We start from the raw sequence: 11156 nt of genomic DNA, 5'->3' as shown, positions 1-11156 counted from the left end.
ATGAAAACAGAATTATAGAATGTACGAATATTATTCAATTGGTGAATTGACGCGGGAATTTTCAATAACTGCTCGGACTTTGCGTTATTATGAAGAAGAAGGACTTCTTGTACCTTTCCGGCGTGGCGGCATACGGCTTTATACGCAAACGGATCGTCATAAATTAAAACAAATACTGCGCGCTAAAAGAGTTAAATTTTCTTTGTCTGAAATATCTGATATGTTAACCATGGTCGGAAAGCCACCTGATGATGAGAAAAAACTTAAGGAATTAATTGCAAGGATTAATAAAAAACGGGCTGATTTACAGCAGATGCAACGTGATATTGATGATCTTCTGCATGATTTAGAAGGCTTCGAGGAGACTTTTTTTGAGAGTTTAGCTGAATTAGGAGTTAATCGTTGACTTTAAAGTTTATTTCATTCACGCGTTTTATGGGCAGTATTATTTTTTAATTAACAAATATTGATAGTGCATAGAGTGTATAGGTCATTCAAGAAGAGTAGACCGAATAAAGGGTGATGCTAAATTTTAGCAACATGTTGACTTTATGAGAAGGCAGCAATATTCAGTTTTATTTTTCTAAAAGGGAGAAAGTAAAAACAATGACGGACTCTCCTATTGATATTTTTCAATCTATTTTGTCACGAAAGTCAATTCGAGCTTTTACTGAGCAGCCAGTTACACAGGAAACGATCAAAGAAATTTTAAAGTTAGCAGCACGTGCTCCATCTGGAACAAATCTTCAACCGTGGCAAGTAATTGTTTTGACGGGAAAAATGTTGCAGCGAGTAGGAGAGGAACTCTCACAACTCGTACTTTCGGGTGTAAAGGGAGAGCGTGAAGTTCATTATTATCCACGTCAATGGCGTGAGCCTTATCTTTCGAGGCGTCGAAAAGTTGGTTTGGATCTTTATAAGAGTCTTGGAATTCAAAAGGATGAGCAGGAAAAAATGCTTCGCCAGAAGGCACGGAACTTTACATTTTTTGGCGCACCTGTAGGGCTTTTGTTCACAATGGATCATGACATGGAAATGGGGAGTTGGCTTGATTTAGGTATGTTTATGCAGACCATTATGTTAGCAGCGCGTGGGTTTGGGTTAGATACATGTTCTCAGGCTGCTTTTGCTGATTATCATAAACAAATTCGTACACTTTTGTCAGTGCCTTCTGATCGGCATATTATCTGTGGTATGGCACTTGGTTATCGTGATGTGAACGCTCCAGAAAACAATTTTGAGACTGAACGCGAACAAATCGAGAGTTTTGTACGTTTTATTGAATCATAATCCATAGAATATTTGTATGTAATTGAGCGTAAAATTTTAAGAACTTGAGATATTATCAAAAATATTTTGGTGGGAACCTCTCGTTTTTGTTGAATTTTAATATTGTATGTTAACACTTATTTTACTACGTTTGGAACATTAAGAGTGTGATTGCTCGGTGATTTATTATCAGTTTTTCGAGGGTTATCTGTATGGAAAGCGCTATAGAAAGAAAGTGTTGGGTAGTAGCAAGACGAGCAACATTCGTATTTATTTTTGTCATTTTTTTAGCTTATCTTGCAATTTGATTTTAAATAGCACAGAAATAAAAAGGTATGCACTCAAAGTTCATATTTGATTTTGGGATGAATTTTAAGGTGATTGGTGTTTTTATCTGTTTTTGAACTTTTTAAAATCGGTATTGGTCCTTCTAGCTCACATACGATGGGGCCGATGACTGCTGCTAATATGTTTTTGCAAGAAATTGTTGCACGGAATTTTGGGGGATCATTTCGTGCTAAAGTTTCTCATATACGTGTTTATCTTTATGGTTCATTAGCTTTCACGGGTGTTGGTCATGCTACAGATAGAGCTGTTGTATTGGGACTTCTAGGAGAAGAAGCCTCTACTGTTGACCCTGATCATATGGAGGTTTTGTTAGAAAAAGTTAAACGCGAAAAAAAAGTGCAACCGAAAGGCCATCCCGCTTATCAGTTTGATGTGCACAGTGATCTTATTTTTGAACGAAAGATAACTTTGTCTGGTCATGCTAATGGACTTGCATTTGAAGGGCTTGATGCTGATGGCAATGTTCTTCTACAAAAAATTTATTATTCTATTGGCGGTGGCTTCGTTGTGACTGAGGATGAATTAAACCGTATGAATGGTGATGCACAAACAGAAACATCTTCAGTGCCATATCCTTTTGATTCTGCAAGTAAAATGTTGGCAATGGCAGAAAAATCAGGGCTTTCAATTGCTGAAATGAAGCGTATAAATGAAGAGACAAAGATGGAGCGTATTGCTCTTGATACTGGGCTTGATGAGATTTTTTCAGCTATGACAAAGTGCATTGAGAGAGGGCTTTCACAAGAAGGTGAGTTGCCGGGTGGATTGCATGTTTTAAGGCGTGCTAAAAAACTTCATGATAAGCTTTCGGAAGATCGAAAGAAAAATCGTAATCATCCACTTTGGGCAAATGATTGGCTTTCTGTTTACGCTATAGCTGTGAATGAGGAAAATGCAGCTGGTGGTCGTGTTGTCACCGCTCCGACAAATGGTGCAGCTGGTGTTGTACCTGCAGTTTTGCGTTATTATCTTCAATTTAATGATGTCTCAGATCAAGAAGGGATACATAATTTTTTATTAACAGCAGCAGCTATTGGTGGTGTCATTAAACATAATGCTTCTATTTCTGGTGCAGAAGTTGGTTGTCAAGGTGAAGTTGGGACGGCATCTTCAATGGCTGCTGCAGGGTTGACAGCGGCGTTGGGCGGTACACCAGCGCAAATTGAAAATGCAGCAGAAATTGCGCTTGAGCATCATTTGGGAATGACGTGTGATCCGGTCGCAGGTCTTGTGCAGGTTCCTTGTATTGAGCGCAATGCAATAGGTGCTGTTAAAGCAGTGACAGCTTCTTCCCTTGCATTGCATGGTGATGGGAGGCATTTTGTTTCTCTTGATGCCTGTATAGAAACAATGCGCCAGACCGGACATGATATGAGTGAACGCTATAAAGAAACCAGTAAAGCTGGCTTGGCAGTTAATGCAATATCCTGTTAAAGTGCGCAACTATATTTAGTTTGATAATTTTTTTACAGTTTGTTCATTGATAATGCATTTTTAAATTGTTTTCCCGTGTTAAAAAGAACACAAATCTAAAAAGGGATTTAAGCAATTTTGTACAACATCTATGTTGGTTGGATGGCTTCGTAAGTTATTGAAAAGAATTTTCTTCTCACGACAACATCCAATGATTTCTTCTCATCACCTCATCCAATAAGAAGCTCTTGTACTCAGTGGTGGGTACACCTCTTTCTTATGAAAGGGTATCAAGGATAATCTTCGATATTAAATCCAAAAGTGTGTTAAAATCTAATGTTTTCAACATATTTTAAAAACATGCTTTTATTGAAAAGCTGAAGATACCTTTTCAGATATCAGATCGTTGAACAGAAATTTTCAGTGCAGTTCTTATAAATTAAAGGAAGAAGTGCGTCTGTGAAAGGTTTTTTTAAAGATTGCAGGCAATGCATTAAGACGCTTATTCACAAAATAATTCTCGGCGAAATCATTTATAGAATTAGACATTTGTTGCACCTAGACGGATTTTTATGGGGACACTACTGGTTTGGCTTGCAACGCGTAAGTGAATGCGTACAGGGGGCATTGCAAGACGACGATTTCGCGTTGTTTGGCAAATGAGAAGGCTGACAAGAGACTGCGTATCTAGCGTAGCGGGACTGGACTTCAAGCTAGCAAGTTTTATCACAGCATCGTGAAAAGAACGCAAAGAGAGCAGAGATGATTGCTTCAATAATTTTTCTTTTTCAGGAGATGGAGCAAGAGCATGATGTATCATGATACTATCCTTAACGCAGAATTCAAAAACTTTTAATATGCTACAGTATAGCAGTTAAAATTTGCTTTCTTTAGCTGAGAACAAGCATTGAATGCAGCTTTTTTTGATTGAAAGCCTGTAAACCGTGCACGGTAATAACGACGTCCGTTTTTTTCAAACAATTGCATATGTGAAGATGCGTGCTTTAAAGCGGGATAGGCTGTGTCTTTTGCTTTTAAAAGAAGAGTCTTTGCTTGTTCTTTAGTAGGAAGAGAACCAATTTGGATGGCCCATGCAGCGTTTGTAGACAAAGAAGCTGTAACAATTTTATTCGTCTCAACGGGTATAGCTTTTTGAGGGTTAGGAATTGGTATAATTACTTGGTTTACAGCGGCAATTGCTGTATTGGAATTTTTAGGTTGTTCTGCAAATGCCGTCAGCATAGTAGAAATGTCGTTATCAAGATCGGTTGGATCTGCTTTAACGATCGGTATAGGAATATTAGCGCCAGTGGGTAAGTTGTAGTGTCCAGAAGCTATTAAACGTTCATTACTTTTCATGCGGCTTGCTTTAGGCAAATATTGGCTCAATAAGCTGGCCATATGCTCATCACGTGCGCTAGACGACTTCCCTCCCATAACGACAGCAACGATAGAGCGTCCCTCAAGACGCATTGAAGTTGCTAAATTGGAGCCTGACATTTGTGTATAACCTGTCTTAATTCCATCAACGCCTTTTATTGTTTGAACGAGTTTATTATGGCTGTTAACGGTATGCCCACGGAAAATAAAACTTTTTGTTTTGAACAATTTATATTGTTGCGGAAAATGTTTGCGTAGGGCTAATGACAAAGTAGCCATATCACGTGCCGTGGAATAATTGCGCACATCAGGGAGTCCTGAAGCATTTGCGAAATGGGTATTTACCATGCCAAGTTTTCGGGCTTTAGCTGTCATCATTTGAGCGAATTTTTTTTCACTACCGCCAAGATATTCGGCAATTGCAGTGGCAACATCATTTGCTGATCTTGTAATGAGTGCCTTTGCAGCTGTTTGTGCAGAAATTGTTTGGCCTTCTTTAAATCCAAGTTTTGTTGGAGGACGTGCTGCTGCATAACGTGAGACAGGGATTGGTGTATTTGGTGTCACACGACGCATATGCATAGCCTCAAAGAGCATGTATAGCGTCATCATTTTTGTCAAAGAGGCAGGATAACGTTTTAGCGTTGAATTGGCCTGAAATAAAGTTTTTCCTGTATTTGCATCTATAACGATAGCAGCATACTTATCAGGATAGGCTCCTTGAGGAGTTGCTGATGCCCAAGAGTAAGAAAGAGCTAAAACAATGAGAGCGATTGCCACCTTTTTGTAGCAACGCACAATTTTTCGGCAGTTAATATACACTTGCAGTATCCTATTTCTCCATTTACTCTGAAAAACTTCTGTAAAGCTCCTTTTTATTGCAGCTTGTTGATGCAATTTATACGAATGATATTACTAATTTCTTTACAGAAATTATTCAGAGAGTTTCCATATTTGACCTAATCTAACTTTAAAAGAAAGTTTTCCTTTTCTTTACCAAACAGGTATTGCAATAGTTATGAAAGAACTTAAAATTAATAAAAAGTGTGCTGCATGGGAAATAATGATGGTACAGGAACTAATAATGAATTCTATACTCCATATTATGCACAATGAAAAGGGCAGTAATTGGGATAAAAGTAGGCAAGATGCCGTTATAATACCCACGATGAGACTAAAAATTCAAAAGCCTAAGCTATATCGTGTGTTTTTACTGAATGATGATTATACACCTATGGATTTCGTTGTTTTTGTTTTGAAGAACTTTTTTAAAAAAAGTTTCGAAGAAGCAACGCATATTATGTTAAATGTCCATCAGAATGGGGTAGGCGAATGCGGAACTTATAGCTATGAAGTAGCAGAAATGAAAGTAGTACAAGTTAGGGAGTGCGCACGTCAAAATGAACATCCGTTACAATGTGTAATGGAATGGAAGTGAGGGATTATGCCATCTTTTACACCTAGCCTTGAAGAGGTTTTGCATCGTGCATTAACAATTGCCACTCAAGCGCGACATGAATATGCGACATTAGAGCATCTTCTTCTTGCTCTGCTAGATGATGCCGATGCGAGTTCAGTTATTCGGGCTTGTCAGGTAGATGTAGAAGAATTGCGAGAGCGCTTAACCAATTATATTCAATCAGAATTGGATGCGCAGATTAGAGCTGATGAGGATACAAAACCAACAACATTTTTCCAGCGTGTTATTCAACGTGCTGTGATTCATGCTCAGTCAGCTGGAAAAGATGAAGTGTCGGGAGCGAACGTTCTTGTTGCAATTTTTTCTGAACATGAAAGTCATGCAGCCTATTTCCTTCAAGAAATGGGAATGACGCGCTATGATGCGGTGCGTTTCATCTCGCACGGTATCACACATGATGATGGATTATCCATGTTGCTTGAGGATCTTGAAGAGCAACTGGATCAGCAAATTTCGGACAATGGTGAGAAGGTGACGAGTGCACTGACTGCTTATTGTATTGATCTCAATTGCAAAGCACGCAATGGTAAAATTGATTTATTGATTGGCCGTGACGTGGAAGTTGCACGCATGATTCAGGTTTTATGTCGAAGATCGAAAAACAATCCGCTCTTAGTGGGAGATCCTGGAGTTGGAAAAACCGCTATCATTGAGGGATTGGCGAAACGCATTGTTGATGGGCAAGTGCCTGAAGTTTTATCAAATACAACGATATTTTCTCTTGATATGGGTGGACTTGTTGCTGGTACGCGCTATCGCGGTGACTTTGAAGAACGGCTAAAGCAAATTATTAAAGAATTTGAGCAATATCCAGATGGTATTTTATTTATTGATGAAATTCATACATTGATTGGAGCAGGGGCTACATTGGGGGGGAATATGGATGCGGCAAATCTTTTAAAACCTGCATTATCTTCTGGAACTATTCGATGTATTGGTTCGACGACTTATAGAGAATATCGCAAAATTTTTGAACAAGATCGCGCTTTAGAACGCCGTTTTCAAAAGATTGATGTTAACGAACCTTCTATTGCCGATGCGATTAAAATTTTACAAGGATTAAAGCCTTATTTTGAAAATTTTCATGAGATCAAATATACAGATGAGGCGCTGAAGGCATCCGTAGAATTATCTTCGCGTTATATGATTGATCGTCGGTTACCTGATAAAGCAATTGATGTTGTTGATGAAACTGGTGCAGCACAAAAGCTTTTGCCCAAAAAACAACGAAAAAAGAGTATAGGTGTTAAAGAAATTGAAGCGACTGTTGCCACTATGGCAAGAATTCCGCCAAAAACAGTTTCTGGAAATGATCAGAAAATTCTTAGCAAGCTTGAAAGAGAACTCAAGCATGTTGTTTATGGACAAGATCAAGCAATTTCAGCATTAGTGTCGTCAATTAAATTAGCGCGGGCAGGATTGCGCGAATCCGACAAACCAATAGGAAGTTATTTATTTTCAGGACCAACAGGTGTAGGAAAAACTGAAGTTGCAAAACAACTTGCATCTTCTTTAGGAATTGAACTATTACGTTTTGATATGTCGGAATATATGGAACGACATACGGTAGCGCGCTTAATCGGGGCACCTCCAGGTTACGTAGGATTTGATCAAGGAGGTCTTCTTACCGATGCCGTTGACCAGAAGCCTCACGCAGTTTTATTGCTAGATGAAATTGAGAAAGCCCATCCAGAGTTATTTAATATTTTATTGCAGGTAATGGATTATGGTAAGCTAACAGATCATAATGGCAAAAAAATTGATTTCCGCAATATCATTTTAATTATGACAACCAATGCTGGTGCTTCAGATATGGCAAAGTCAGCTATCGGATTTGGCAAAGTGCGTCGTGACGGTGATGATATAGAAGCGATCAATCGGCTTTTTACACCGGAATTTCGTAATCGGCTAGATGCGATCATTCCATTTGCACCGTTATCTCAGTTAAGCATCAACCAGATTGTGCAAAAGTTTATTTTTCAACTTGAAGCACAATTGGCTGATCGAGGGATTTGTTTTGAATTAAGTGCCTCGGCGATGGTTTGGCTTGCTAATAAAGGGTACGATTCTCAGATGGGCGCGCGCCCATTGAATCGTGTTATACAAGAACATATTAAGAAACCATTAGCTGACGAAATTTTATTTGGAAAGTTGCGTAATGGTGGCATGGTTCGCGTATTGACACACAAATCAAACGGAGAAAAAGAAAAACTGCAGTTAGAAATTTCATCTTCCGATCTGTCTGTTGGTGCAAAAAACAGCAAAACAACACATTTTACAAAAAAACGTGTGCGGAAAAAAAGCTCAGCAACTTAAAGCAGCGCTTTAAAGGGCTGCTCGAATTTTTTTTGCATTCTCTTCAAGTATTTCTGCAGGTGTTATAACATCGTTATGGGGAGTAAGCTCTATTCCTTCCATACGTGGAATAATATGAAAATGGAGATGATAAACGGTTTGTTGGCTAGCTGCTTCATTAAATTGCATGACTGTTACACCATCTGCCTGAAAGGCTTTTTTGACGGCTTTGGCGATTTTTTGAACAGCTTTAATCACTGGAAACAATGTTTCAGTATCCGCATCTAGTAGGTTTCTAGAACCTTTTCGGGGAATAACCAGTGTATGGCCTGGTGCTTGTGGCATGATATCCATGAATGCAATCACATCATCATCTTCATAGACACGAACGGAAGGGATTTCATTACGAATCAATTTAGCAAAAATATTGTTGTTGTCATAAGCTTGTTTCATACCAATTTTTCCTTTTATTCGTTTTGAGTTCAGAATTTTAATTTCAAGATGAAAGAATGCAAAGGTTTATAGAGTGTTAGACAAAGAGTGATTTTGCATTCAGTTTTTGCTTTATCTGATTATCTGAGGGTCCTATCATTGATGAAAGTTTAGATTTCTATGATGGCTTCAACCTCTACTGGAACGTCCATAGGAAGAGAGGCAACCCCAATAGCAGAACGGGCATGTTTTCCAGCTTCACCCAGGATATTAACGAATAAATCAGAAGCGCCATTGGCAACAAGAGGAATGTCTGTAAAATGAGGATCGGCAGCAACAAAAACAGTGATTTTTACCACGCGTTTTATTCTATTTAAATCACCGAGAGCTGTTTTGATTTGTGCGAGAATGTTGAGTGCGCAGACTTTGGCTGATTTTTTTGCTTGTTCGGCGCTAACAGTTGCTCCAACTTTACCAATTGCTATTGGTTTTCCTTCGAAAAGAGGGAGTTGTCCAGAGATAAAGAGTTGGTTGCCGCTTTGTGAAGCTGTTACATAATTGGCAATGGGGTGTGCTGCTTCAGGAAGAGTGATTCCAAAATTTTTTAGTTGGTTTTCAATCATATCGGTCATAATTTAAACTCCATAGTTGTTCTATAATGCATCCTCCACTGCATAAACTATTTTTTGATTTAAGGAAATGTGTGGTTAATTGAGAAGTTAGCCTTTTTTGCCTTGTTGTATGATGGTATGCAGCGGGAAAAGAATTGGAAATTGGGAATGATCAGATCGTTATTTGTAATAATTTTATATAGTGCCCTTTTATGTACTGCGAGAGCTGAAGAGTCTGTTTTTGTTGCGCCGCATCGAGCAATTTACGATTTTCAACTTGATAGTGTTTCTCATGAAATGACAATTTCCGGGATGACGGGGCGAATGGTTTACGAGCTTACTGGTTCAGTATGCCAGGGTTATACCACACGTTTTCGTTTTATCAGCCGCATTCATGTTGAAGATATGCCGGTGCGCTTAACGGATCAACAGACCACGAGTTATGAAACGGGTGATAGTCGCACCTTTCATTTTAGCGTTACAGATCAGGTTGGACAAGAAGTTGCACACCGCTCTGAAGGAGTAGCTGAACGTATTCAAGATGGAATTATAGTTAAACTGAAAAAGCCAAAAGAGCAGGAATACAAGCTTGCAATGGCTGAGTTCCCAATTATGCAATTGAAGAGTATTATCCGGCATGCAAAAGCAGGTCGTCACTTTTATCACACTGCTGTATTTGATGGAACAGAGAAAGCAGACAAAGTCATAAAAGAAAGTATAATTATTGGGGAAAAGAAGACGCATATATCTAATGATGAAACAGAGAAAATACAAAAATTAGATGAATGGGAATATTGGCCAGTTACAATTTCTTATTTTGATGATGTAGAAAATAAGAATGGCTTACCTATTTACCGTACCAGCTTTCTCTTACACGAAAATGGTGTCATGCGCGATCTCCATATAGATTATGGAACATTTTCAGTGCGCGCAAAATTGAACAGTCTTGAATTTCTTGACGTTGGAAAAAATCTTGATCAATGTAAACATTAAATGATTGCAGAAAATGACTTGAAAAAGAATCAAATATTAGTATGGTTACGCTATTCCACACGCGGAGTTTGGGTGTTTGCAAGGAAAACCTAGCAAACGTCCGCCGGTAGTAGGCTCGCCTACTTTTTCTGCGGAGGTTGAACCGGAAAGGATAAACTATGGCACTACCAGATTTTACTATGCACCAACTTTTAGAAGCAGGTGTTCACTTTGGTCACCAGACTCATCGCTGGAATCCAAAGATGACTCCCTATATTTACGGTCAGCGTAATAATATTCATATTATTGATCTTGCTCAGACTGTCCCACTTTTACACCAAGCGCTTAAACTTGTTTCGGATACAGTTGCGCGTGGTGGTCGTATTCTTTTTGTTGGTACTAAGCGGCAAGCATCTGACATTATTGCTGATGCGGCGAATCGTTCGGCGCAATATTATGTTAATGCACGTTGGCTTGGCGGCATGCTGACAAACTGGAAGACGATTTCCAATTCGATACATCGTTTGCGTAAGCTTGACAAAATTCTTGCTGCTGAAGCACAAGGTTTTACTAAAAAAGAGCGTTTGAATCTTGAACGCGATCGTGAAAAGCTTAATCGTGCGCTTGGCGGTATTAAGGATATGGGATCTGTTCCAGATCTTATATTTATAATCGATACAAATAAAGAGAATATTGCTATCCAAGAAGCAAAACGTTTAGGTATTCCTGTTATTGCTGTTATTGATACAAATTGCGATCCTGATAATGTCGATTATCCGATTCCTGGTAATGACGATGCTTCACGGGCAATTTCTCTTTATTGTGATCTTTTTGCTCGTGCAGCTCTTGATGGTATTGCTCGTCAGCAAGGTGCAATGGGTATTGATTTAGGAGCTCAAGCTGATGCGCCTGTGGAGCCTATTTTGGAAAATACGGTTCCAGTTTCTGAATAGCGA

The 11156-nt window shown here is 38.9% G+C and carries 11 protein-coding genes; 7 read left to right on the top strand and 4 right to left on the bottom strand.

What is annotated here, in order from left to right; translation table 11 throughout:
- Positions 1-19: 19 nt before the first annotated feature.
- The 3 genes from QHG54_RS02550 (at position 20) to QHG54_RS02540 (ending at position 3051) form a co-directional block, all read left to right on the top strand.
- The gene (locus tag QHG54_RS02550; RefSeq protein WP_317993110.1) at positions 20-406 is read left to right on the top strand and encodes a MerR family DNA-binding transcriptional regulator; all 387 of its coding nucleotides are present in this window, start codon (positions 20-22) and stop codon (positions 404-406) included.
- 200 nt (positions 407-606) lie between these two features.
- On the top strand, positions 607-1290 hold the full coding sequence (locus QHG54_RS02545) for a nitroreductase (protein WP_317993111.1): 684 nt from the start codon (positions 607-609) through the stop codon (positions 1288-1290).
- Between the two features lie 363 nt (positions 1291-1653).
- Positions 1654-3051: an L-serine ammonia-lyase gene (locus tag QHG54_RS02540; RefSeq protein WP_317993112.1), complete on the top strand. Its 1398-nt coding sequence runs from the start codon at positions 1654-1656 to the stop codon at positions 3049-3051.
- Positions 3052-3571: 520 nt separating this feature from the next.
- On the opposite strand, the gene QHG54_RS02535 is transcribed toward QHG54_RS02540, so the two are convergent.
- A complete protein-coding gene (locus QHG54_RS02535) occupies positions 3572-3850 on the bottom strand; it encodes a hypothetical protein (RefSeq protein WP_317993113.1) in 279 nt (92 codons plus the stop codon).
- A 32-nt stretch (positions 3851-3882) separates the two neighbouring features.
- Positions 3883-5232 carry a D-alanyl-D-alanine carboxypeptidase gene (locus QHG54_RS02530; RefSeq protein ID WP_317993114.1) on the bottom strand — a complete coding sequence of 450 codons (1350 nt, stop codon included), beginning with the start codon at positions 5230-5232 and terminating at the stop codon, positions 3883-3885.
- Between the two features lie 244 nt (positions 5233-5476).
- On the opposite strand from QHG54_RS02530, the gene clpS reads away from it, so the two are divergent.
- Together clpS and clpA are read left to right on the top strand one after the other, a co-directional pair.
- Positions 5477-5848 carry an ATP-dependent Clp protease adapter ClpS gene (gene clpS, locus QHG54_RS02525; RefSeq protein ID WP_317994036.1) on the top strand — a complete coding sequence of 124 codons (372 nt, stop codon included), beginning with the start codon at positions 5477-5479 and terminating at the stop codon, positions 5846-5848.
- Positions 5849-5854: 6 nt separating this feature from the next.
- The gene (gene clpA, locus QHG54_RS02520) at positions 5855-8206 is read left to right on the top strand and encodes an ATP-dependent Clp protease ATP-binding subunit ClpA (protein ID WP_317993115.1); all 2352 of its coding nucleotides are present in this window, start codon (positions 5855-5857) and stop codon (positions 8204-8206) included.
- 9 nt (positions 8207-8215) lie between these two features.
- Here clpA and QHG54_RS02515 read toward each other — a convergent pair whose 3' ends face one another.
- Positions 8216-8638: an HIT family protein gene (locus QHG54_RS02515; protein ID WP_317993116.1), complete on the bottom strand. Its 423-nt coding sequence runs from the start codon at positions 8636-8638 to the stop codon at positions 8216-8218.
- Positions 8639-8787: 149 nt separating this feature from the next.
- Positions 8788-9249, bottom strand: coding sequence for a RidA family protein (locus QHG54_RS02510; RefSeq protein ID WP_317993117.1), 462 nt, complete (start codon positions 9247-9249; stop codon positions 8788-8790).
- Positions 9250-9396: 147 nt separating this feature from the next.
- Here QHG54_RS02510 and QHG54_RS02505 point away from each other — a divergent pair, with 147 nt between their 5' ends.
- Positions 9397-10221, top strand: a complete 825-nt coding sequence (locus QHG54_RS02505) for an EipB family protein (protein ID WP_317993118.1) — start codon at positions 9397-9399, stop codon at positions 10219-10221.
- 158 nt (positions 10222-10379) lie between these two features.
- Positions 10380-11153: a 30S ribosomal protein S2 gene (rpsB, locus tag QHG54_RS02500; RefSeq protein ID WP_317993119.1), complete on the top strand. Its 774-nt coding sequence runs from the start codon at positions 10380-10382 to the stop codon at positions 11151-11153.
- The last annotated feature ends 3 nt before the right edge of the window (positions 11154-11156 follow it).

The organism is Bartonella gliris, from assembly GCF_045277155.1.
Taxonomy (GTDB): Bacteria; Pseudomonadota; Alphaproteobacteria; order Rhizobiales; family Rhizobiaceae; genus Bartonella; species Bartonella gliris.
The sequence above is the reverse complement of the archived record's forward strand: the minus strand, read 5'-3'. Positions and strand labels throughout refer to the sequence as shown.